The following is a 22635-nucleotide window of genomic DNA, read 5'->3' as shown; positions in this document are numbered from 1 at the left end:
GTCAGAAGAATGCAACCAAGCACGTATACGGAGATCTTCCGGCCGCTCCAAGTCGGGCCAATGACGGTAAAGAACCGGATCTTCTCTTCCGCCCACCAGACCACTCTCATCCACGACAACATGCCCACCCCGGAGTTCTTGGCGTATCACCGGGAACGAGCCCGCGGTGGCGCTGGCGCAATCTTTGTTGAAGCCACGGCGGTTCACCCCTCCGGTCTCCTCACCCCGAAAACCATCGCTGGCTACCGGCCCGAAATCGTGTCCGGACTCGGTGAGGTGGCCGACACGCTGCACGAGCACGACACCAGGATGCTGGTCCAGCTTTTCCACGGTGGTCGAGAACAAATCGCGAGCGCACCGAAGGCTCCCGCACTCGGACCGAGCGCGGTCCCTTCCTCGCGTTTCCACGTGGAGCCTCGAGCGCTCACCCTCGTTGAGATTAGGGAGCTGATCGACGGCTATGCCCTCACGGCAGAGCAAATGCTGCGTGCCGGGCTCGACGGGGTAGAGATCTCTTCCTCCCACGCCTACCTGCCATCGCAGTTCTTCACTCGACGAAGTAACCACCGGTCAGATCAATACAGCATCGAGCATCCACTTCGTTTTCTCACCGAAGTCATCGCCGCGGTCCGCGACCGCGTGGGTGACAAGCTGGCGGTGGGCTGTCGACTGGCGCTCGACGAAATGTCCGAGTCGGGTCTCTCCGAGGCCGAGTGTCTGGAGTTCTCGCAGACTATCTCCGAGTCGTTGCCGGTGGATTTCATTTCCTACACCATGGGCGACTCGGCGACTTTCGCAGGCGGTGCGTTCATCGCACCCCGACCCAAATCCATGCCCGAAAGCATCCTCAGCCGGTTACCCGAACGCAAGGCTGCAGGCGCGCCGGTGGTCATGGCCACGACTCGAGTTGTCGACCTCGAGGATGCGGAAGCGGCCCTCGCTCAGGGGCTCACGGACATGGTCGGGATGACGCGGGCACAAATTGCCGATCCGCACTTGGTTCGTAAGGCCCAGGAGGGTGAGCCAATCATCCCGTGCATCGGTTGCAACGTCGGATGCATTGGTCACTATCATGCGGGACTGCCGATTTCGTGCGTGGTGAATCAGGCCACCGGCCGCGAGGTCGACTTGCCGCAACCGGTGGTGCGCCGCGGTACGGCACCGGACACTGCTCACCGAACTGCGGTTCTGGGTGCCGGTGTCGCTGGCATGGCCGCAGCAGCGGAACTTGCTGCTGGCGGAGTACCAGTGACCGTATTCGAAAAGGACAGTGATATCGGCGGTCAATTGCGCACTGCCGGTTTAGCGCCGGACCACGAGTTCACGTGGACAAGTTGGCGGAACTGGCAGCGCGAGCTAGTTGACAATGTCGGCATCGATCTCAAACTTGGCGCGGCTCCCACTGCGTCAGACCTGGCCGAGTTCCAGCACGTGATCGATGCCCGCGGTGCCCAGGTGTATCTGGATGAGAGATTCTCCACCGTCGATCACGTACGCATTGTGGATGCGTGGACCTTCATCCGGTCGCCAGAGGAGTATCTCGATGGTGGGATTCTGGTCAGTGACTGGGGTGGCGAACCGACCGGCCTCGACTGCGTGGAAATCGCGCTCCAACACGGGGAGACGGTGCGCTACGCCTACGGAGGCGCGATGCCTGCGGTGAATATTCACTACTACCAGCAGTTTGGGTATCTCAAGCGCATCGACGTCCCGGAGTGCACCGTCATTCCGTTCACTCAGGCTGATGTGGTCGATGGTCAAGTCGTCCTGCGAGGATCTTTCTCCGATCGCGTGACCGAATTACCGCGGGAGGTTTCGACCGTGGTGATCGCGCATGGACGGGTACCCGCGGTCGATTCGGAAGATACTCTCGGCACTCGAATTGGTGACGTTGACGGGCCTCGGGCCCTGGAAGAGGCAGCCCTCGAAGGCTACTTAGCCGCCCAATCCGTCCTCGAAGCGGTAGGAACCTTACTGCCTAACCGAGCGGCTCGAGCGTAATGGTCGAGGGATCCTCCACCTGAGCATCCCGAACGTGCGCGACGTGAGTGAACCCCTCAGCACTCGCTCGATCGAGTAGGCCGCGCACGTTCTTGGGCCGCCGCTCCACTCGGATGCGGCGGCCTGGTTGCAAGAGGGACTGCTTCATGCGCATGACGTCCCCGACGGACAGTTTCTTATCCACGAGCAGAATCACCGCTTCTTCCTCGTCTTCAGGCAAGTCTGAAACGAGGTCGACGATTCGCTCAAATCCGATCGAGAATCCGCAAGCCGGCACATCCTGGCCCAAGAAACGGCCGATCATGCCGTCGTAACGGCCGCCGCCACCAACAGACGAGCCCGATTCGGGGTGCGCTACCTCAAAGATCGTGCCCGTGTAATAGCCCATCCCTCGTACCAGGGTTGGGTCGAACACGAGTGACAGCGCTCCCCCACCCGCTTGTACGGCGTCTGCGACCTCGCCGAGCGACTCGGCGGCTTCGACGGCCGCCGCCTGCTCCCGCAGGCCTTCCGGCAGCGAGGCGAGGATGCTCTCGGTCGTGAGCGGGATACCCGCTTTGATTCCTTCGGCCCAGTTATTGAGGGCCTGGTGGATGCGCTCAGCTGCTTCCGGGTCGGTTTGGGCGAGTTCTTCGACGACACCCTTGGTGCCAATTTTGTCGAGCTTGTCGATCGAGATGAGAGCCTGTGGCTGGTGCTCTTCAGCAAACCCGCACCACTCGAGCAGCGCGTTGAGGAGCCGTCGGTCATTGACGCGGATCGTGCAGCTCGTCAGCCCCAAAGACGCGAGGGCGGCGGAACCGGCAACGAGCAGCTCCGCTTCCGCGAGTGCTCCGGGCTCCCCGAGGATGTCGATATCGCACTGCACGAACTGGCGGTACCGGCCTTTCTGGGGCCGCTCCGCGCGCCACACCGGGCCAATGTGCAAGCTTCGGAATACGTTTGGCAGCGTGCCACGGTGCGTGGCCATGAAGCGGGCGAGCGGCACGGTGAGGTCGAAGCGCAGGCCGAGATCGCTCAATGCCAGCGGGTCGGCCTGGTCGGCAGCATCCTGGAGCGCGGCGTCATCGAGCCCGCGACGCATGATGGCAAAGGAGAGCTTTTCATTGTCTCCGCCCATCCCCGAGTGGAGGCGGTCAGAGTCTTCAACGACGGGGGTCTCAATCTCGTCAAATCCATGTGCCGTATACGCTTCGCGAATCTTCGAAAGCACGCGCTCACGGCGACGCTTTTCGGCGGGCACGAAATCGCGCATTCCGCGCGGAGGATTAATCTGAGTTGCCATTAGTCCATTATGACTCGTGCGCGGCGCCGTCTTGTGCAGCGCCCGCCTGTGCACGTTCGCGCTCCACGTTGCGAATCTGCTCCATTAGGCGACGCACCGCTTGGCGCAGTGCCCGTTCCGAGTCTAAGCCCGCATCCCGCCCCGCGGCGACGGCCGCCAACAGGGACTGGCCAAACGCATCCTCAGTGCTCTCATCGCCTGCATGCTCTCCACCCGCTGCCTGCGCGGTCAACTCCTCCGGTGACACGTTCATCCCGGGTTCCTCCGCTCGGCCAAGCACCTTGGCCGCGAGCGCAAGTGCGGGCATCCCCGGCGCAATACCGTCCAGTACGGAAGTACGATGCTGTTTCTGCTGCGCCTTTGCTTCGGTCCACAGTCGAATGATCTCGTCGACGTCGCGGGTTGGCGTATCGCCGAACACGTGCGGATTTCGCTGCCGCAGTTTCGCGGCCTGGTCCCGTGCGACATCCTCGAGCGTGAAATGTCCTTCGGAACGGGCAATATCGGCGTGAAAGAGGACTTGAAAGAGCAGATCGCCGAGTTCTTCTCGGAGGTCATCCGGGGTGCCGGTCTCGATGGCGTCGATGACCTCGGCAGATTCCTCGGTGAGATAGGGAACGAGCGACTCGTGAGTCTGCTGCTCATGCCACGCGCATCCCTGTTCGCCTCGAAAGCGGTTCATGAGTTCGGCGAGGGCGAGCAGTTCTGGATGCGATGCCTGGCCGGTGTGCGCGTCGTGCATGGGCCCCAGGTTAGCCTGGAGCTATGGCCACTCTTCGTCGCGTCCCGACTCTCGTTCACATTATTTGCCTCGTCGCGGGACTCTTTGTGGCGGCAGGTATCGGTGCGGCGATCTGGTTCGAGGCGGCCGAAGCGCTTCGTGTGGAGCAGGGTGGCGAAGCAAATATGCAGGTGGGCCTCGCCTATGGATTCTTTGGCGGCATCATTCCGGTGTTTACCCTGCTCGCCGCGGGAATCTCCTCCGGAATTTTGATTGCGCGTCGAACGCGCGCCCGTCAGGATGCTGGCCTCATCCGACAGGGTTGGCCGAAACGGACGCTCACCTCGCTCGGGTTCATGTTGCTCGAATTTGCTGCTGTCGCGGTGCTGGTAGGGCTCATTTGGTTTGGGATCGACGCCGCCATGCAACGCGCGTACGGGGATCTCGCGAGTGAGAGTGACATGGTCCGCAGTCTCGGTACCGTGTTGGGGCTCGTATTCGGTCCGGGGATGACCGGTGCGTTGCCGGCGATTCTGCTCACCGCGAGTGCACCCGGCCCCAACGACGAAGAAGTCGATTAACGCAGCAAATCTACAGTGGTCGGTAGCGCTTCACGCCGTCGCTTGAGGTGGCGAGAATGCGCGTGAGTACCCGGTGAACTCACCACTGACCGGCCAGTACTGCGCGCTCTTTGCCTCGAGTGCAGGGATCAATCAACTCGGACACCGTGCGCGTGGCAACACTGATTCTTGGTCATACTTGAGGCATTACGTGGGTCTCGCACTCACTCGTTCACCCGCCAGCGTCACTGCCGAGGAAGGCCAGACCGATGCGCCGTGCTGTTGTTGTAATCCGTGTTTTGATCGCAGCCGCAGTTCTCGCCGTGCTCGGGTGGCTGCCAACCACCGCTGCCACCGCTGCCATCGACACGGACCAGGACCCGAGCGATGAAGCGATCTGTGCCGCGATGCTCAGCACCCTTGGTCCGGATGCGCAGGACAAAGTCGATGACCTCGGACTCACGCTGAGCATTCCGTCGTATCCGAGTTCCGATTTCGCCTTCCTCGGTGGCACGCATTGTGAGTGGATGGACCCGTCCGGTGGCGCGGTGATGCACTTAGTTGCGTCGAATATCTCACTTGCGATGGTCACCACGGCAAGTGCTGCGCTAGATGACTATTTCTCCATGTCTCCTGGCTCCCTGGACGAGGACTGGATCATGGGCACGGCCCACTTCGAAGAACGCGGCGCCATTCGTGACGGTTGGTTCTACAAGACTTACCTGCAGTTTGCATCGCTGGACTTCGAATTCACCGCCGTGGACACTGACGCACTTCACGTGGCGGTCACTGACTTGTACGAGGATGCTCAGGACAACGTCACCGAGGCCGATGCGACGACCGATGCTGACGAAACCAATACTGGTCCCCGATGGGCCTACGGCGAAGAGCTCACCTGCGATGGGCTATTGGATGAGGCGACGCTCGAGAGCCTCGCACAATCTGGCTACGTCCCCATTGAGCGTCCGGCGGACGACCCCTTCCTCGCCCTCGGTGGCCTGTCTTGCATGTGGGGCGTCCCCCAATCCGATGCGAGTGTGTCAGTCGGATACGCGCAGGTTACTGAAGAGCAAGCCCAAGCCGAGATCGATGAGTTATTGACGCAGGGCTACACAAGCGTCGTCGTGGACGAACCGGCAGGCGAAACGACGAGGGTCGATGTCGATATGTCGGATCCAATGTGGGCCGGTGCGCCCGTCACCTTCGATTTTCGACACGAATTCACCGCGACCGGCGAGTGGTTTTACGTGTCAGATACCCCGATGATGGATGAGCTGCGCGCTAATGTTGCCGCCTACGATGCCTCGCAAGTGCTTGCGGAAACCGAAGAGGTGGCGTTGTCGGAGGACGAGGACGAGGCCTTCACCGCCGATGAGCCTTCGGTGCTCAGTTCATTGAGAACCATTGACGATCTCAATTTCACGGCGGCAACCGCGACAGCCACTGTGGCGGGCATCGGTGTGTTCGTCGTCCTACTCGGTTTGCCGGCCAAACTCATTGAATCCGCGATCGGTAATAACTACGAACGGCTACGGTCCGGGACACTTGCACGCTTCGCGCCGGCCAGGATGCTCGACTCCCTTGGCAAGCGATTGGCTCGGATCCCGAGATGGGTCGGCGTGGTCTTCGGCGTCATCGTGGTGAGTATCCTCGCCGGGTTCGTGGAACCAGACTTTGGTTTCAACGCCGGTTCGGCTCGCGTGCTACTCACGGTGTTCACCACGATGGTTGTGGAATCAGTGCTCGCCGCGCTCATTATCGTGCTGGTGATGGCAAGACGAGGCCTCGCCGCCGCCCCGAGATTCCGCTTCGGGTCAATCCTCATCGTGCTCGCGGCCGTCGCGTTTACGCTTCTGACCGGATTCCAGCCTGGCCTCGTATTCGGTGCCATCATCACCGTGGCATTCCTCTCACAGCCAAAGCCTGCAGACGATCGGGATGCGACAGCGATCGAACTCATCTACCTCTTTACTATCGGCGTGGTCGCTTGGATCGCATTTAGCGCATTTGCCCGCAACGGTGCCACAGCGAGCGGAGACGTTGGCCTGCTGTTTGTGAGCGAAGTGCTTGCAGCACTTACCATTGGAGCGCTATCAGCGCTCCCGATTCTCCTCGCGCCGGTGCCGGGACTGCCCGGTCACGACCTGTTCCGTTGGAGTTGGCAAGCCTGGGCTGGGATTTACGCTGTCGTGGCCGCGGCGTTCGCGCTCGTGCTGATCCCCTTCCCCGAAAGTTGGGAGACGGTCAATACGCCGATTCTCGTGTGGGCAGGTCTCTACGTTGTGTACGCGTTGATTGCAATAGCGGTGTGGGTATCGCTGCGCCGACAGCAACAAAAGTCGATGATAGCCAATCCCCAAGAGCCGTACGTTCTCGACGAATTGCAGGAACCGCGCCGCTAAACCACGATGATTCACACACACTTCACTGAATTCTGATGAATAATTCCTTAACCCTTACCAAGTAAGCAGGACCATTGCTACTATGCAGATAGGAATTCACTCGCAAAGACCAGAAAAGCAACTGCGAGCTGGCCAATCGCATAGTTAATAGAACGGAATACGACGCATCCGAATTAGCTATTCTGTGTATTCCGTGCTTCATTTTTCTATCCGAAAAATCGGCAGTAATCGTCGCGGCCAAAGTGCGCAATTAATTCCTGCCACGTTTCAACGCAAGAAAGACAGAGATGTTATCGACGCGCGCATTGCTATGGACCATCGGGAGCGTAATCACCGCCTCGGTGGTCGTCGGCGGGGTATCTGGCTGGGCGCTGACGGGCCCACTCGCCGAGCCCAACGGCTCAGATTCAGCGAACGGATCAGACTCGGAAGCGGCGCTGCACGCAGTTCCCGAGGTATTCATCGGGAATGAGCTGGAAGCACTCCTGCTTACTGATGAAGAAGTAGCATCCCTATTTCCAGAAACCTCTAACCCGGAGGCAGCGTCCCCCGTGTTTTGGCACGCGGGTGAATCCGAAGGCGCGACCGGTGAACCAGCCACGTGCTTTCCCCTCATCATGAATGATGCCGCCGCGGTCGTTGGCGCACGGCATCAGCGACACGAAACTGCGCTTTCCGATCTCAGCGGCGGTGGGGATCGCCTCCACCAATACGCAATGCAATACGCTGATATTTCAACGGCGGATCGCATGTGGGAGTATTACGTCGACGCAACATCAAATTGTACGGAATTCAATTTTATGTCCTCAGATTTTTATGAGAGTACGTCCACAACGCCTGATGTCATCTATACACAATTGGCACAGGAGTCTCGCGAGGACGTGGAAGTCATCGTCGGCTCGCTCGAAATGCAATACGGCTCGGAAATCGGGATCTACGCGCACACCGCAAACACGGTAGTGAGAATAAGCATGCCGCAAGAAACTGCGATGAATACCGACCCAGAGGTCATCGCAAATACTCTTGCCGATCGGCTAGAAACCGCATTGCAACAACTTGAAGAGGGATCGCTGTGAACAATACTGCCAATGCCGCTCCCAGAAACGCGCGCGGTCCCCTACTGTGGATTCTTGCCATCATCGCCGTCATTACGCTCGGTGCCGCGGTGGCAATCGGCTCGGTAGCGACCGCGCGAGCCGTCGAGCAGGGCGTGTTTTCTCCCTCCGAAACCACCACGGTCAACGATGAGCGTCAGGAAATCGCCGGTGCGGATTCCACCACTGCGCCGGTTTCTAGCGATGCGACACCGGTGGTGATCATTCTGGACGCGTCAGGTTCAATGGTCCGAGAAACAGCAAATGGCAGTACTCGGATGGATGTCGCGCGGGAAGCGGTTGCCACCACGATCGCCAATCTGCCGGAGGGCGCAGAGGTCGGCCTGCTCGTATTCGGTACCGGCACGGGCAACACCGACGCTGAGCGAGAGGCTGGGTGTCAGGATGTTGTGACGCTTTCCGAAATTGGGCCGGTCGACCACGCTGAGCTCCAGAACTCGGTGAGCGGGATTGAAGCCTCTGGTTTCACCCCGCTTGGCCCGGCACTAACCCAAGCCTCGAGCATGTTTGGTGATGGTCAATCGGGAAACATCGTATTGATCTCGGATGGTGTGGATACTTGTTCCCCGCCACCGGCTTGCGAAATCGCATCTGAATTGCACTCCAGCAACTCGGGCCTCGCGATTCACGTGGTTGGTTTTAGCCTGGACGATGACGAGCAGACGCAGCAGCAGCTCCAGTGCATCGGCGAGACCGGTGGCGGAAGCTATACCGAAGCGAATAACATCGAGCAACTCACTTCGAAGCTCAACATCGCGGTGGATCCCGAGCTCGAAGGGCATTCACTGTCCGAGTCGGGGTTCAATGACGTTGGGATGGGAATGCGTCTTGACGAAGTTCTCTCACTGGTCCCCGACGCCGAAGTGCAATCCCAGGAAACACGTGACGGTATCGAGTACGTGTATGTGGACTGCGGTTGGGGCACAATCGAGCTCCAAGACGATGGCGTAACGCAGATCATTCCCGTCGAAGCGACGCCCACTCGAGATGGTCTCGCTGTTGGGGATCCCATTGCCGATGCGGAGACGCTCTACGGTCCCGCTGTGGATTCCGGCACTGATGACCACGGAGCCTTTGGGATCTATGCCATCGACACCGGTATCCGTACTGGATACCGCGTGTACGAAGACTCCGGAACCATCACTCAAATCACCGTGTGTCTCTGTGTGCCGGTCGAGGAGTCCGCGAGCGAGTTGTCATCTTGGGAAGTCGAGTTTGACCGGATCGGACCAATCCGGCTCGGCGACTCGATGGAACAAGTCCAGCGTGCGGTGCCCTGGCTTCAAGCTCCCGTAGAGGGCGAGAATTTCTATGCCATGGAATCCTATTCCGGCGAAACCGGTGGCTACCAGTGGACCCACTATGAGGGTTCTGATTCTTCCGGTTATCCGGCCCAGCTCATTACTCTCGAATTGAACCCGGATCGGACCGTTCGACTGATCCAAGTCGGCAATCAGTGGGCCAGCAGCCTCGAGGATTTTCCCGACGGTTCGCTCCTGCCTGCAGCTCGAGGCATCCGTGTCGGTGATACCGCCCTCACCGCGCGCTATGCGTATCCAGACGGTACCGTGTTCGTCAATGACGTGGGCGGCGCCTGGCGATATGCGGTAACCGATCGTGAAGGGCACAGTCTCGCGTTCGTGTTGAGCGCAAGCTCGACTGAGAATTTCAGTGGCGCTGTGAGTGACTTCGATGGTGCTCTCATCATGGGGATCCAAATCGAAGACGGCACGAAACGGTCATCCTGGTACGACATGATCCCGTACATACTCGAGGACCAGGGACTTGGCGGAGACTCCGTGACGGAGACAGATCCGGAAGCTGCTGGCAATATAGACAGTGACACTGGTTCGTTAACCGCTCTGGAGCGATTCGATCCCTGGGCTGACGGCAGTGTTGTGGCATCGGCTGAAGAGGGTGAGGCGCTCATAGCCTGCGGCCGAGATGGCTACCGCTCCGACTTGGTGAGTTGTGTCTACGACGAAAAATGTTATTTGAACGATGGCGAATCCGAGATGCTGTGTGTGGGCATCGTCGGCACTTCAATCGGATGGACCTTGCACCCCGTCGAGGAGCAAATTGGCGAATCAGGTTCGGCGAGTGAAGAAGCCCGACCGGTATTGCTTGAACTCTCTGATGGAAGAGTGTGTTTCTTTGGCACAGGTGCAGCACCGGAACCGGCCGAGGGCTTCGGCGGCTATTCTGGTGCATGTCAATCGCCGAATGTTCCCGACGAATTCGAAACGTTGTGGGCATATCCGCTCGAAGGCGAGGCCGAATTCTTGCCGTATTACTTTGTGGAACCAGGCATATCGGGTTTCCTCCGTGTTGGTGTCGGCGGCGATGGATACGGCGCAAAGACAGAACTGGTCGACGTGGTCACGATGTACTGGTAGCGAGCTTCTCGACGTGCGGTGGTCCGCCTAGAGCGCTTGCGCGAGCATCACGATAATGCCCTTGGCCCACGCACGTAGGTGAGCTTGTACGCATCCTGATACCTCGCGACGCCGCGAAGCGGCTGACAACCCTGCTTCGCCACTCCTGTCCCTCATCCTCGAATCTGGCGCAGAATCGCTTGCAAACCCCACGCCACAAGACCGGTGATCGCACCCACCACAACGCCGGTGAACAAGCTCGACATCGCGGCGAAGAACCGCATGATCATCTCTTGGATGCTCGGGTCAAGATTCGCGAGATTCCCGCCAAGCCGAGGCGGCGAGTCACCGAAGCTAATCCCCCACAGCAGCTGGTGCCCGAGCGCAAGGAGCACACCGTAGAACGCGCCGATCACGAGGACCGTCACGAATGCATTTGGGACTCGTCGCCACAGTACGACAACAATCCACACGATCAACGGCACAAACACAAAGACCGCATTCACGACCGTGCCTTCATGCAGGAGGTGTAGATCGTGGAGCACCACCCGCGGTATTCCGAGGAGCGCCAAACCGATCAGAGCGATGATCGGCATTCCGAGTCCTCGCTGCTTCCGGACCGGACCGGTTCGCCCGGCACTGTTCCCAGTGTCGTTGTCAGTGAATTTATTCATGTGTTTCACGCTACGAAGAGCCCGACGCTGGCGAATCCGCAGCCACGCTCGCTTCCAGTACGTCGAAAAGCGACAGTTCGCATCGCTTCCGAACGACTGCACACCGATCTCGAGCGACCTACTCTTGAACCATGGGTGGAACCGTTTCGGGTCGCGAAGGAGCAAGGAGTCGCGAAGGCGCGCGCGCCCGAATTCCTCACTGGGTCGTCGACGCTCTCCTCGGGGTGACCGTCTCTGCTGTCGTAAGTCTCTCGATCAGCGCGAATCTTGCCAGTAGAACTGAGCCGGATGCCCTCGCCTACCTTTGGGCCGTCGGGCTCGGTGCGCTCATGCTCGTCCGACGGCGATTCCCGGTGATTGTGCTAGGGATTACGGTGTTCGGTTTATTCGCGTATTACGCGGCGGGTTATCCTGCCGTCGGTGTTGCAGTGCCGGTGGCTGCGGCGCTGTTTTCGGCTGCCGAAGTCGGAAAGCTGCGCTGGGCGATCCTCGCGAGCGTGGTGGTCCTCGTCGTCAGTTTGTCATTCCGACTCCTCGAGGGCCAAGATGCCTCGGTGGTTGTGGGCTACGAACTCGGCGGTCACGTCCTGCTCATGGCCGCCGCGATCGCATTCGGCGACAGCATTCGCGCGCGCCGCGAACTGCTCGCCCGCAGCGAGCAACTCGTCGCCCTCACTGCGCAACAGGCCCGGCAGGACGCGGAAGCGCAGGCACAAGCGAGCCGCATTGCGCTCGCGCGCGACCTGCACGACTCGGTCGGTCACGCGATTTCGGTGATTTCGCTGCACTCGGAGGTATCGCGCGAAGCAATCGCTCGCGGGGATGAGCAGGCAGCAACGGACGCCCTCGTCCTGGTCAAAGACACGAGCACCGCGGTCATGAGCGACCTGCGGCGTACCGTGACGGCGCTGCGCGGGACGGAGTCATCGAACCGCCAATCACTGCGGCTCAACGACCTCGACGCCCTGACCGAGTCGATCGCGGGAATCCAGTTCACCACCGAGATTGACGTCCCCGAGTCGCTTTCGAGTTCGCTCGAATCCACCGTGTACCGCGTCGTTCAAGAGGCCGTGACGAATATCGCGCGCCACTCCGATGCGACTGACGCACGTATCGAAATCCGCGCCAAGAACAAGCGCCTCGGCATCCGAGTCGCCGATAACGGCACCGTGATCGCACCCGTGCGCGAAGGACACGGCATCAGCGGGATGCGAGAACGCGTCGAATCGCTCGGCGGTCAGTTCCGGGCTCAGGCAACCGATCGCGGATTTCTCGTCACCGCCGAAATCCCCCTCGAGGAGGAGCAATGATTCGCGTGCTCATTGCCGATGACCAAGACCTGGTCCGCGCTGGATTGCGGTCACTGCTCGCAAATGCCGAAGATATCGAGGTCGTAGGCGAGGCGATCAACGGTAAGGATGCGGTAGCCCAGGTTCGCAGCCAGCACCCGGAAGTGGTGCTCATGGACATTCGCATGCCGGGTAGCGACGGCATTGAAGCGACCCGCCGCATCCGCGCCGATGAGGAGCTTCACAGCACCGCGGTGCTCATTCTCACGACCTTCGATGACGATGCAGACATTCTCGATGCGATTCGTCTGGGCGCGGCGGGGTACCTCCTCAAAGACACCTCGGCGGATGCGCTCCGGGATGCGATTCGCACCGTCGCAGCGGGCGACAGCGTCCTCTCCCCCGCAATCACGCGCCGAATCATGGCGCACCTCGCGTCACTACCCGAACCGCGAGCGCGAGATGGGCGTCTCGAAGAGCTCACCGAGCGCGAACTCGAAGTGCTCGCGCGAATCGGACGCGGCGAGAACAACGAGGAAATTGGTCAGTCGCTCCACATCAGCACCGCGACCGCACGCACCTATGTGAGCCGGATTCTTGGCAAACTGCACGCCCGCGACCGCACCGAGCTCGCGATTCTGGCGCATCGTTCCGGGCTCGTGGAAGACTAGTGGGCGCAAACGCCGATCGAACCAGCCGAGCGATGCTGTGCGTCTAGCCCCCGGGCTTGTCGCGCGTTTCCTCGGTTTCTTCGACCGATTCCTCGGTCGCATCGAAGAGCGCCCGGAAGACGCTGCGTACCCACTCGAGGATTTCCTCATCGCTCGGGGTCTCACCCATCCGCCCCGCGGGAAGCGGCAGGTTCACCACGTGCCCCGCTTCGAGGTATTTCCCACCCGGATACATGCGCCGCAGCCGCAGCTGCTTCGATTCCGAGAGCTGCGCGGGCGCAATGCGCAGGTTCTTGCCGAGGGCTACCACTTCCGAGAGCCCGAGCTTGACGGCCATCCGGCGGATGCGCGAGACGGCGAAGAGCGTCGCCACCGTATCCGGCGGTTCACCGTAGCGGTCGTGGAGTTCCTCCGCGACGAGGTCGAGTGCCCCCGGCCTCGCGCCCGGGGATGCTGCCGCCGACAGTTTCTGATAGGCCTCGAGCCGCAGTCGCTCGGAGTCGATGTACTCATCCGGAATACGCGCATCCACCGGCAGCTCGAGTCGCAATTCGGTTTGCATATCGGGCGTTTCGCCGCGGAACGCATCCACGGCCTCGCCGATCATGCGCAAATACAGGTCGAATCCGACCCCGGCAATGTGGCCCGACTGTTCGCCGCCGAGCACGTTACCGGCACCGCGAATTTCGAGGTCCTTCATCGCCACCTGCATACCCGATCCGAGCTCGTTATTCGCCGCGATCGTCTCGAGTCGATCGTGCGCGGTTTCGGTGAGCGGACGATTGCCGTCGTAGAGGAAGTACGCGTACGCACGCTCGCGACCGCGCCCCACTCGACCGCGCAACTGGTGCAGCTGGCTGAGGCCGTAGCGTTCCGCATCGTCGATGATGAGCGTATTCGCGTTCGGGATATCGAGACCGGTTTCCACGATCGTGGTGGTGACCAGCACATCGAATTTCCGCTCCCAGAAGTCGACAATCACCTGCTCGAGCCGTTTCTCGCTGAGCCGACCGTGCGCCACGGCGATCCGAGCTTCCGGTACGAGTTCGGCGATGTGCGCCGCGACCGCATTAATGCTCGCGGTGCGATTGTGCACATAAAACACCTGGCCCTCACGCAACAGTTCGCGACGAATTGCGGCGGTGATCTGCTTATCCGACTTCGGCCCAACGAAGGTGAGAATGGGGTGCCGGTCCTCCGGTGGCGTCGCGAGTGTGGACATCTCCCGGATCCCGGTCACTGCCATCTCGAGCGTGCGCGGGATGGGCGTGGCACTCATCGAGAGCACGTCAACGTTGGTCTTGAGTGACTTCAGCTTCTCTTTGTGTTCGACACCGAAGCGCTGCTCCTCGTCGATAACGATCAGGCCGAGATCCTTATACGTGAAATTATCCGAAAGGATGCGGTGGGTTCCGATTACGACGTCCACCGAGCCGTCGGCGAGTCCCTGGCGCGTATCCTCGACCTCTTTCGCGGTCTGGAAGCGGCTCACGGCACGCACCTGTACGGGGAATCCAGCCATCCGGTCATTGAAGGTTTCGGTGTGCTGTCGCACCAGTAGCGTCGTCGGCACGAGCAAGACGACCTGCTTACCGTCCTGCACTGCCTTGAACGCGGCGCGGACGGCCACCTCGGTTTTACCGAAGCCAACATCGCCCGAAAGGAGCCGGTCCATGGGGATCTCGCGCTCCATATCGCGCTTAACCTCGTCGATGGTCTGCAGCTGGTCGGGTGTCTCGATGAACGGGAAGGCCTCCTCGAACTCGTGCTGCCAGGGGGTGTCCTGCGAAAACGCGAATCCCTTCGAGGCGGCGCGGGCCGAATAGAGCTTCACGAGCCCCACCGCAATGTCCTTCGTTGCCTTGCGGGCCTTCTGTTTCGTTGCGGCCCAGTCGCTGCCGCCCATTTTCGAAAGCCCGGGCGCTTCCCCGCCAACGTATCGAGTGAGCTGCGAAAGTTGGTCGGTGGGCACAAGCAGCTTGTCGCCGGGGTGACCGCGCTTGGATGGCGCATATTCAAGCACGAGATATTCGCGTACCGATTTCTTACCGCGCGTGCCCGGCACCGGGACCTCGCGTTGCTCGAGCCGCAGGAATTTACCGACACCGTGCTGGTCATGCACCACATAGTCACCGGCCTTGAGCTGCAGCGGATCCACCACCGCGTTTGCGCGCCTGCGCGCGAGTTTCTTCGGCGCGGAGGCGTTGTACCCGACGGCGCGACCATAGAAATCCGACTCGGTCACGAGCGCAATCTTGTGCTTCGGCAGTTGCACGCCCGCGGTCAGCGGCGCTTGCACGAGGTAGGCCACGCCAGCTTCAAGCTCTGACTCTGGCAGCGCATCCACTGGCCGACCGGCAGCGCCACGATCAGAAAGCACCTGCTGTGCACGCTCGACGAGGCCATGCCCGTTCGCCGCCATGACGACAGTCCACCCGTCCTGCAACAGCTCGACGGTGTGATCGATGGCGCCATCGGAGTTTCCCGCAAAGGACGGCACCGGCTCGCCGTTGACGTGGAAGGTCCCGTCATCATCCCCGCCGAAGGGTGAGAGCGTCCACCAAGGCCGCTGCCCCTTGAGCGCTCGCAGCTCGCGCAGCGAAATATAGTCACCACCGGAGAGGTCGATCGGCGCATCCGCCCCGGCGGTCACCGCGCTCCAGGCCGCGTCAAGGAACTCCTTATTCGTTTCGCGCAGATCGGATGCGCGGCTCACCACGCGTTCCGGGGCCAGTACCGCAATCGCGGCATCCTGCGGCAAGTAGTCAACAATCGGAATGAGCTTGTCCACCAGTGCCGGAGCGAGTGATTCCATCCCCTCAACCGGGATGCCCTCAGCAATCTTGCTGAGCAGCCCTTCAATGTTGGGAAACTCGGGGGCCATTTCGCGGGCGCGGTTTCGCACCGCTTCGGTGAGGAGCAACTCGCGGCTGGGCGTCAGCAGTGCCTCGTCGACGGTGTCCTCAAAGGTCCGCTGATCGGCGACGCCAAAGGGCCGGATTTCGTCGATCTCATCGCCGAAGAAGTCCACTCGAAGCGCGTGCGCGGAGTCGGAAGGGAAGACGTCGAGGATTCCGCCGCGGACCGCGAACTCGCCTCGACGGGTGACCATATCCACGCGCTGATACGCGAGTTCCACGAGCCGGGTCGCGATCTGCTCGAGGTCGTGGCCCCGAGTACCCGTGCGAAGCTCGATGGTGAGCGGCGCATCCAAGCCGGGCATGAGCGGCTGCAACGCCGCCCGAACCGAGGCAAACAGCACGAATGGCTGCCGGGGCTGTGCCTCCTCTTGCCACTTACCGAGTGCGCGCATTGCTGCCAGGCGCCGCCCGGTGACATCCGCGGAGGGGCTGAGTCGTTCGTGCGGCAACGTCTCCCAGGCGGGAAACTCCACGATCTGGGCTGCGGGGAGGAACGCGGCGAGGTCGCTCGCGAACTGCTCGGCCTCACGACTCGTCGCGGTAATGGCGAGCAGCATCGGCTGCTTGCCGGTGATGCTGGCACGCTCCTCGATGAGAGAGGAAAGTACGGGTGCCCGCAACCCGTCGACGAGGGTGAAATCGGCGTCGCGATCCGCCCTTCTCGCAACATTTGCAAAGGTCGGAGACGTCTCAAGAACAGCTAATAATCCGTGCAGACTCACCAGTAAAGTCTAGGCGATCTCAGCAGAATCGAGCAGGACGGTGAAGGGACCCTCATTTACTGACGAGACCCGCATCATGGCGCCGAATACCCCGGACTCGACGTGGAGTCCGTCGGCGCGGAGCATATCTGCGAGCCTTTCCAGGAGTGGCTCGGCGACCGAGCCCGGCGCCGCATTCGACCAGGATGGTCGGCGACCTTTGCGGGCGTCACCGTAGAGGGTGAACTGGCTCACGAGCAGCAAAGGCGCATTGAGGTCGAGTGCGCTCTGCTCCTCGTCGAGGATGCGCAGACCGGCAAGCTTGCGGGCGATTTTTTGGCAGTCCCGCTCGTCATCGGTGTGCGTGACGCCGACGAGGACAAGCAGGCCCGGCTTCGGCAGCTGACCGACGATTTCGCCGTCAACTTCGACAGCGGCCGAGCTGCAACGGGTGACGACAGCGCGCACTATTTGACCTTGGCGTGCACAACCTGCTGCGCATCCACGAGGCCGCGTTCCATGATGAGTTCCACCGCATCAGCGGCGTCCTGCAGCAGTACGCCGAGAGTGTCGCGCTCGGTGGAACCAAAGGGGCGCAGTACGTAATCGGCAGCATCCTGACGTCCGGGAGGCCGACCGACACCAACCCGCACCCGCAAATAGTCGGGGCCGAGGGCGGAAGAAATATCGCGCAGGCCGTTGTGGCCACCGTGGCCACCGCCGCGCTTGAGTTTGAGCGTGTCGAAGGGCAGATCAAGCTCGTCATGAATCACGATGAGCTGCTCGATCGGCACGGAATAGTACTGCGCGAGCTGCGATACCGGCCCGCCAGAGACATTCATGAATCCATTGGATTTCGCCAAAACGAGCTTCGGGCCGCCCGGCACCGGGCGGCCCTCCACCACGACGGCGTTCGCTCGCGGGTGGCGGCGGAATGACTCCCCCATCCGACCCGCGAGCTCGTCAACCACCATGTGACCGACGTTGTGACGGGTGGCTCGATAGCGGTCTCCGGGATTCCCGAGACCGACTGCGAGCCACACATCCGTTGCCATACTGAGAGCAGACTACTCCGAGTCTTCGCTTTCGCCCTCGGACTCGGCGGCGCCCTCTGCGCCTTCCTCGTCGGTCTCCTCGGGCTCTTCCTGAGGCTCCATGATCGAGAGCAGCACGATCTCAGCTTCGGCATCCGGCAAGGTTGAGCCTTCAGGGAGTTTCACATCCTGAATCGCGATCGACGCGCCGGCCTCGAGGCCTTCAACGTCAACCTCGATGTTCTCCGGAATGTTGGTGGCGTCTGCGAGGACGGCGATGGTGACCGCATCCTGCACCACGATGGTGCCGGGGTAAGGCTCGCCGACGACGAGTCCGGGAACCTCAACCTCAACCTGCTCACCCTTGCGGACGAGAATGAGGTCGACGTGTTCGATGATCTGGCGAACTGGGTCGCGCTGCACGTCCTTCACGAGCGAAAGCTGCTTGGTGCCTTCGATGTCCAGCTCGATCAGCGCGTTCGCACGGCGCAGGAGCAGCATGGTCTGGTGGCCGGGGAGGATGATGTGCTCAGGCTCCGAACCGTGACCGTAGAGCACTGCCGGGATGCGGTCGGTCGCGCGGATCTTGCGCGCGGCACCCTTACCGAATGAGGTGCGCTTTTCAACGCTGAGTTTGTTCTCAACAGTTGCCATTGAGGTGTCCTTTCAAGGGGAGATGTTCCCGTGTGAGTTGCGGCACAACGCACGCGAACGCGTGGATGCGCCAAATGAAAGGCCCCACTCGACCGCGTCGATAACGGATGCGGATGCATCCCTCGCCGAAGTACAACGATTCAGTCTACACACCTCGCGGCATAGAACGAAGCGCTTTCTTCGCACCCGATCGTCGGGCAAAGTGCGCGCCGATACCCGCGGCAAGCATGAAAAAGGCAATCGGAATGAGTATGGGCAGCGAAAGGCCAATGAACTGGTTGACGCCGCCGCCGAGCCAGTCCATGGGGACGAACAAAAACACCGCCGAACCCAGCGCAAGTAGCGCGCCAAAAATTGCTGCGCCTAAACCAGACAGTGCGAGTGTGAGTCCGCTAATCAGCAGCAGCACACCAATCACAATCGAAACCGAATTAATAACGACCGCAAACGGGACTGGAATTTCTCGCACCGCAGTAATAATGACCGAGTTCATGGTTTGCACGCCCATGTAGTCCCACACCGCCAAAACAAGTCCGATTGTGACAAAGAAATTAATGACCACCGATGCCACCCGCGCGCCACTCGATGGGCCCTTCGAAACGTTGCGTGTTACGTCGCCCTGGTAGGGCGTGAATGCCGGTTGCTGGACGTATTGGGGCTGCTGCGCATACTGCGACGGCACCTGTTGCCGCGACTGCGCTTGCGGTCGCGTCGCCGCGACATCCTCATACCCGGGCATGGGCTCATAGCGCTGCTCTTGCTTCGGCAGGGCCACGGTCGGCTCTTCTGTACGCGAATCCGCAGCGGTGTAGGAGTCTGAGCGCCCAGAGTCTGAGCGCCCAGAGTCATGCTGTCCGGATGCGGGCATCGCCCGGGTGCGATCGCTCACGTCCTGTGGAATCTCAATCTCGTCCGTCGGGGTGTCGCTACCCGTTGCACGCTGCCAATCGGGCTCCCCGGACTGCTGTTGATCTTCAAACTCTCGGTAGTCGAAAGCCTTCGTGGGTTCGTTTTCGCTGTTTTGATCCGGGTCGTTCTGTCGACTCATCAGCAATCCTCCTAAACTGGGGGCTTCTTAGTCAGGTTAACGGCATCCACCGACGCAAACCGGATAATAGATCTATTGGACTACCCGAAAGGCGCAAAATGACATCCACAGACTCCGCGCAGACCACCGCATCCGCAAATATTGGTGTGGTTGGCCTCGCCGTGATGGGAGCCAACCTGGCGCGCAATCTCGCGTCGCGAGAAGGCAATACTGTAGCCGTATACAACCGGTCTCCCGAACGCACACGAACTCTCGTGAGTGAGCACCCCGAGGCAAATTTTGTGGCGACGGAGTCGGTCGCTGAATTCGCACAGTCACTGCAGCGCCCGCGCACCGCGATCATCATGGTTCAAGCCGGTGCCGGTACCGATGCTGTCATTGATCAGCTCAGCGACGTGTTCGAGCCCGGCGACATCATCGTCGACGGTGGTAACGCGCTGTTTACCGACACGATTCGTCGCGAGGCAGCGGTCCGTGCCAAGGGCATCCACTTTGTCGGCGCCGGTATCTCGGGTGGCGAAGAGGGGGCCCTCAACGGACCTTCGATCATGCCCGGAGGGACCGCAGAGTCCTACGAAACGCTCGGTCCCATCCTGGAATCCATCGCTGCCCGCGCGCCGGAAGACGGCTCCCCCTGCGTCACGCACGTCGGTACCGATGGCGCCGGACACTTCGTCAAGATGGTGCACAACGGCATCGAGTATGCCGATATGCAGCTCATCGCCGAGGCCTATGACCTCCTGCGCCGCGTGGGTGGCCTTGAACCCGCGCAGATCGCCGATGTATTCACCGAGTGGAACAAGGGTGAGCTCGAGTCCTACCTGATTGAGATCACCGCCGAGGTGCTCCGCCACGTCGATGCAGAAACCGGCAAGCCGTTCATCGACATCATTGTCGACCAGGCGGGGATGAAGGGCACCGGCACCTGGACCGTGCAAAATGCGCTCTCGCTCGCGGTACCGGTCTCCGGCATTGGCGAGGCAGTCTTCGCGCGTGGCGTCTCGGGACGCGTCGAACAGCGCGAAGCCGTCCGCCCCACGATCACCGCGCAGCCAGAAGCGCCTGAGGTGGACGAGAACTTCGTCGAAGACGTGCGCCGTGCGCTCTACTCCTCAAAGGTCATCGCCTACGCGCAGGGCTTTGACCTGATTCTTGCCGGTGCCGAGGAATACAACTGGGACATCAACCCGGGTGCCGTGGCAAAGATCTGGCGTGCTGGCTGCATCATCCGCGCGCGATTCCTCAACCGCATTGCCGAAGCCTACGACCGCGATGCATCCCTCCAGTCGCTGATTGCAGACCCTTACTTCGCGGCAGAGGTCGCAGACGGTGGCGCTGCGTGGCGCCGAGTCGTTGCGACCGCAGCGTACGCGGGCGTCCCCGCGCCGGCATTCTCGGCCACGCTCTCCTACTATGATTCGCTCGCGAGTGACCGGCTCCCCGCAGCCCTCGTCCAGGGCCAGCGCGATTTCTTTGGCGCACACACCTATGGCCGCGTCGACCGCCCCGGAGCCTTCCACACGAACTGGTCGGCAGACCGCAACGAGGTACAACTATGACCCAGCCCTCAGAAGAAACAATCGAACTCGCGAATCGCCTGTTCGACTATGCGCGCGAGGGCCGCACCGAGGAGCTCGCCGCATACCTCGAAGCCGGTGCGCCCGTGAACATGCGCAATTCGGGTGGCGATTCTTTCTTGACGCTCGCCGCCTATCACGACGCCACCGACACGGTGCAGATGCTCCTCGAACGCGGCGCCGACCTCGAAGCGGCGAATGACCGCGGGCAACGCGCGCTCACCTGCGCGGTGTTCAAGCAGGATGAGTCGACCGTGCGCGTCTTGCTCGCTGCGGGTGCCGATCCGGATGCCGGTCAGCCCTCCGCGCGCGGCACCGCGCAGGTATTCGGCTGGCCCGAGTTCGAGAAGATTCTTTCCTCCGTCCTCGGCAATGAGAGCGAGAAAGTGACCCGAGAATGACCGCGACACGCGTCCCCAGGCGGCTGGGATTCATCCACCTCGTACCGACCTCGCGAACTAACCCACGGCGGGGGCTCGAGGATGCGATTGAGCTTTTTCGGTTCGCCGAGGAGCTCGGTCTTGACAGCGGATGGATTCGCACCCGGCACATGCAGTACGGGCTCTCTGCGCCTGCCGTGTTGCAGGCCGCGATCGCGCAACACACCACGCGCATCCATCTCGGTAATGCGGTGATCCCGGTCGGCTTTGAGAACCCATTCCGCCTTGCCGAAGACCTCGCAACGGCCGACCTCCTTTCGGGTGGCCGTCTCGAGCCGGGGCTCAGCGTCCACGGACCGGGGTACCCGGATGATGCGCTCAACGACCTCGTCTACGACTCGGGTTGGCGGGAAGAAGACTACACTTATGCCCGCATCGAGCGGCTGCGCTCATTCCTGCGCGGAGACAAAGTGCGCGAGAAGCCCGAGTACTTGGGATTCGGTGGCGATGTTGATTCGGAGCGAGTGGAGCCGCACAGCCCTGGGCTTGCCGAGCGGCTCTGGTACGGCGGCGGGTCGCTGCGCTCGGCGGAATGGGCCGGCGCGAATCGCTTCAACTGGCTGATGAGCAATATCTCGTCAACCGAAAACGGCGTGCGAGAGTTCGACCTGGCACAGCAGGCGCAGATCGAGACCTTCCACGGTGCGACTCCGGCCGACCATCGCGGTCACGTCTCAGTCGCGCGCGTGATCGTCCCCACCGACGGTGCCACCGATCATCAGATCGCGCGCTACCGCGACTACGTCGAGGCGCGCACGCCACGCACGAAGAAGGTGCACGGGAAGAACACGATTATCGCGTTGGATGTGCTCGGTTCCCTCGATGAGATCCTTGAATACATCAAGACCGACGCGGCCTTCCAAAGCGGTGACGACTATCTCTTCGAGCTGCCGTTTGAACTCGAGCTGGATGACTGGAAGCAGATGCTCACGCAACTCGCGACCCGCATCGGCCCGTCACTCGGCTGGGAGCCCGGAGCTCCGCTCTAGGCGGTTGCGCATCCGCGCCCATTCCGCAGAGTGGTCAATGGTTGTTGGAATTCCTGCGGGAAGCAACAACCAATGGCCACTCTGCGTGAGGCGAGGTGAGGCGAGCGTCGCGGCGCGCAGCCGCCTAGGTGTTCTTCCCATGGAGGTTGTGGACAGCGTGGCGTAACGGAATGAGGTG

18 protein-coding genes are annotated in these 22635 nt (G+C 61.3%); 10 read left to right on the top strand and 8 right to left on the bottom strand.

Features of this window, described 5'->3' with window-relative positions:
* Positions 1-9 precede the first annotated feature (9 nt).
* On the top strand, positions 10-2001 hold the full coding sequence (locus tag ACTHXA_RS13985; RefSeq protein WP_441673427.1) for an FAD-dependent oxidoreductase: 1992 nt from the start codon (positions 10-12) through the stop codon (positions 1999-2001).
* Here ACTHXA_RS13985 and hisS read toward each other — a convergent pair.
* Together hisS and ACTHXA_RS13975 are read right to left on the bottom strand one after the other, a co-directional pair.
* The gene (gene hisS, locus ACTHXA_RS13980) at positions 1979-3286 is read right to left on the bottom strand and encodes a histidine--tRNA ligase (protein ID WP_441673425.1); all 1308 of its coding nucleotides are present in this window, start codon (positions 3284-3286) and stop codon (positions 1979-1981) included. The genes ACTHXA_RS13985 and hisS overlap by 23 nt on opposite strands.
* A 7-nt stretch (positions 3287-3293) precedes the next feature.
* Positions 3294-4028: a MazG family protein gene (locus tag ACTHXA_RS13975; RefSeq protein WP_441673423.1), complete on the bottom strand. Its 735-nt coding sequence runs from the start codon at positions 4026-4028 to the stop codon at positions 3294-3296.
* A 23-nt stretch (positions 4029-4051) separates the two neighbouring features.
* Here ACTHXA_RS13975 and ACTHXA_RS13970 point away from each other — a divergent pair, with 23 nt between their 5' ends.
* The 4 genes from ACTHXA_RS13970 to ACTHXA_RS13955 all read left to right on the top strand — a co-directional run bounded on the left by ACTHXA_RS13970 (position 4052) and on the right by ACTHXA_RS13955 (position 10480).
* Positions 4052-4588 carry a hypothetical protein gene (locus ACTHXA_RS13970; RefSeq protein WP_441673421.1) on the top strand — a complete coding sequence of 179 codons (537 nt, stop codon included), beginning with the start codon at positions 4052-4054 and terminating at the stop codon, positions 4586-4588.
* Between the two features lie 248 nt (positions 4589-4836).
* Positions 4837-6969, top strand: coding sequence for a hypothetical protein (locus tag ACTHXA_RS13965; RefSeq protein WP_441673419.1), 2133 nt, complete (start codon positions 4837-4839; stop codon positions 6967-6969).
* A gap of 287 nt (positions 6970-7256) precedes the next feature.
* Positions 7257-8045, top strand: a complete 789-nt coding sequence (locus ACTHXA_RS13960) for a sensor domain-containing protein (RefSeq protein WP_441673417.1) — start codon at positions 7257-7259, stop codon at positions 8043-8045.
* A complete protein-coding gene (locus tag ACTHXA_RS13955) occupies positions 8042-10480 on the top strand; it encodes a VWA domain-containing protein (protein ID WP_441673415.1) in 2439 nt (812 codons plus the stop codon). The genes ACTHXA_RS13960 and ACTHXA_RS13955 overlap by 4 nt, the downstream gene beginning before the upstream one ends.
* A gap of 152 nt (positions 10481-10632) precedes the next feature.
* On the opposite strand, the gene ACTHXA_RS13950 is transcribed toward ACTHXA_RS13955, so the two are convergent.
* Positions 10633-11133, bottom strand: coding sequence for a hypothetical protein (locus ACTHXA_RS13950; protein WP_441673413.1), 501 nt, complete (start codon positions 11131-11133; stop codon positions 10633-10635).
* A 131-nt stretch (positions 11134-11264) separates the two neighbouring features.
* Between ACTHXA_RS13950 and ACTHXA_RS13945 the strand changes: the two genes are divergently transcribed.
* Together ACTHXA_RS13945 and ACTHXA_RS13940 are read left to right on the top strand one after the other, a co-directional pair.
* Positions 11265-12443, top strand: coding sequence for a sensor histidine kinase (locus tag ACTHXA_RS13945; protein ID WP_441673412.1), 1179 nt, complete (start codon positions 11265-11267; stop codon positions 12441-12443).
* A complete protein-coding gene (locus ACTHXA_RS13940) occupies positions 12440-13093 on the top strand; it encodes a response regulator transcription factor (RefSeq protein ID WP_441673410.1) in 654 nt (217 codons plus the stop codon). Before ACTHXA_RS13945 ends, ACTHXA_RS13940 begins: the two co-directional genes overlap by 4 nt.
* 43 nt (positions 13094-13136) lie before the next feature.
* Here ACTHXA_RS13940 and mfd read toward each other — a convergent pair whose 3' ends face one another.
* The 5 genes from mfd to ACTHXA_RS13915 form a co-directional block, all read right to left on the bottom strand.
* Positions 13137-16736: a transcription-repair coupling factor gene (gene mfd, locus ACTHXA_RS13935; RefSeq protein WP_441673408.1), complete on the bottom strand. Its 3600-nt coding sequence runs from the start codon at positions 16734-16736 to the stop codon at positions 13137-13139.
* Positions 16737-16745: 9 nt separating this feature from the next.
* Positions 16746-17183: a D-aminoacyl-tRNA deacylase gene (gene dtd, locus ACTHXA_RS13930; protein WP_441673406.1), complete on the bottom strand. Its 438-nt coding sequence runs from the start codon at positions 17181-17183 to the stop codon at positions 16746-16748.
* Positions 17183-17770, bottom strand: a complete 588-nt coding sequence (gene pth, locus ACTHXA_RS13925) for an aminoacyl-tRNA hydrolase (RefSeq protein ID WP_441673404.1) — start codon at positions 17768-17770, stop codon at positions 17183-17185. Before pth ends, dtd begins: the two co-directional genes overlap by 1 nt.
* A 12-nt stretch (positions 17771-17782) precedes the next feature.
* On the bottom strand, positions 17783-18403 hold the full coding sequence (locus ACTHXA_RS13920; protein WP_441673402.1) for a 50S ribosomal protein L25/general stress protein Ctc: 621 nt from the start codon (positions 18401-18403) through the stop codon (positions 17783-17785).
* A 145-nt stretch (positions 18404-18548) separates the two neighbouring features.
* Positions 18549-19451: a hypothetical protein gene (locus ACTHXA_RS13915; protein ID WP_441673400.1), complete on the bottom strand. Its 903-nt coding sequence runs from the start codon at positions 19449-19451 to the stop codon at positions 18549-18551.
* Between the two features lie 98 nt (positions 19452-19549).
* Between ACTHXA_RS13915 and gndA the strand changes: the two genes are divergently transcribed.
* Genes gndA through ACTHXA_RS13900 form a run of 3 tightly spaced genes read left to right on the top strand, consistent with a single transcriptional unit; the run spans position 19550 to position 22457 of the window.
* Positions 19550-21010 carry an NADP-dependent phosphogluconate dehydrogenase gene (gene gndA, locus ACTHXA_RS13910; RefSeq protein ID WP_441673398.1) on the top strand — a complete coding sequence of 487 codons (1461 nt, stop codon included), beginning with the start codon at positions 19550-19552 and terminating at the stop codon, positions 21008-21010.
* Positions 21007-21429: an ankyrin repeat domain-containing protein gene (locus tag ACTHXA_RS13905; protein WP_441673396.1), complete on the top strand. Its 423-nt coding sequence runs from the start codon at positions 21007-21009 to the stop codon at positions 21427-21429. Before gndA ends, ACTHXA_RS13905 begins: the two co-directional genes overlap by 4 nt.
* Positions 21426-22457 carry an LLM class flavin-dependent oxidoreductase gene (locus tag ACTHXA_RS13900; RefSeq protein WP_441673394.1) on the top strand — a complete coding sequence of 344 codons (1032 nt, stop codon included), beginning with the start codon at positions 21426-21428 and terminating at the stop codon, positions 22455-22457. The genes ACTHXA_RS13905 and ACTHXA_RS13900 overlap by 4 nt, the downstream gene beginning before the upstream one ends.
* Positions 22458-22635: the final 178 nt, after the last annotated feature.

It is taken from the genome of Gulosibacter sp. (assembly GCF_052090685.1).
Taxonomy (GTDB): Bacteria; Actinomycetota; Actinomycetes; order Actinomycetales; family Microbacteriaceae; genus Gulosibacter.
The sequence above is the reverse complement of the archived record's forward strand: the minus strand, read 5'-3'. Positions and strand labels throughout refer to the sequence as shown.

Coding starts and splice junctions, on each gene's coding strand:
- ACTHXA_RS13985 (WP_441673427.1), top strand. CDS start 10: ATGCAACCAAGCACGTATACGGAGATCTTCCGGCCGCTCCAAGTCGGG.
- hisS (WP_441673425.1), bottom strand. CDS start 3,286: ATGGCAACTCAGATTAATCCTCCGCGCGGAATGCGCGATTTCGTGCCC.
- ACTHXA_RS13975 (WP_441673423.1), bottom strand. CDS start 4,028: ATGCACGACGCGCACACCGGCCAGGCATCGCATCCAGAACTGCTCGCC.
- ACTHXA_RS13970 (WP_441673421.1), top strand. CDS start 4,052: ATGGCCACTCTTCGTCGCGTCCCGACTCTCGTTCACATTATTTGCCTC.
- ACTHXA_RS13965 (WP_441673419.1), top strand. CDS start 4,837: ATGCGCCGTGCTGTTGTTGTAATCCGTGTTTTGATCGCAGCCGCAGTT.
- ACTHXA_RS13960 (WP_441673417.1), top strand. CDS start 7,257: ATGTTATCGACGCGCGCATTGCTATGGACCATCGGGAGCGTAATCACC.
- ACTHXA_RS13950 (WP_441673413.1), bottom strand. CDS start 11,133: ATGAATAAATTCACTGACAACGACACTGGGAACAGTGCCGGGCGAACC.
- ACTHXA_RS13945 (WP_441673412.1), top strand. CDS start 11,265: ATGGGTGGAACCGTTTCGGGTCGCGAAGGAGCAAGGAGTCGCGAAGGC.
- ACTHXA_RS13940 (WP_441673410.1), top strand. CDS start 12,440: ATGATTCGCGTGCTCATTGCCGATGACCAAGACCTGGTCCGCGCTGGA.
- pth (WP_441673404.1), bottom strand. CDS start 17,770: ATGGCAACGGATGTGTGGCTCGCAGTCGGTCTCGGGAATCCCGGAGAC.
- ACTHXA_RS13920 (WP_441673402.1), bottom strand. CDS start 18,403: ATGGCAACTGTTGAGAACAAACTCAGCGTTGAAAAGCGCACCTCATTC.
- ACTHXA_RS13915 (WP_441673400.1), bottom strand. CDS start 19,451: ATGAGTCGACAGAACGACCCGGATCAAAACAGCGAAAACGAACCCACG.
- gndA (WP_441673398.1), top strand. CDS start 19,550: ATGACATCCACAGACTCCGCGCAGACCACCGCATCCGCAAATATTGGT.
- ACTHXA_RS13905 (WP_441673396.1), top strand. CDS start 21,007: ATGACCCAGCCCTCAGAAGAAACAATCGAACTCGCGAATCGCCTGTTC.
- ACTHXA_RS13900 (WP_441673394.1), top strand. CDS start 21,426: ATGACCGCGACACGCGTCCCCAGGCGGCTGGGATTCATCCACCTCGTA.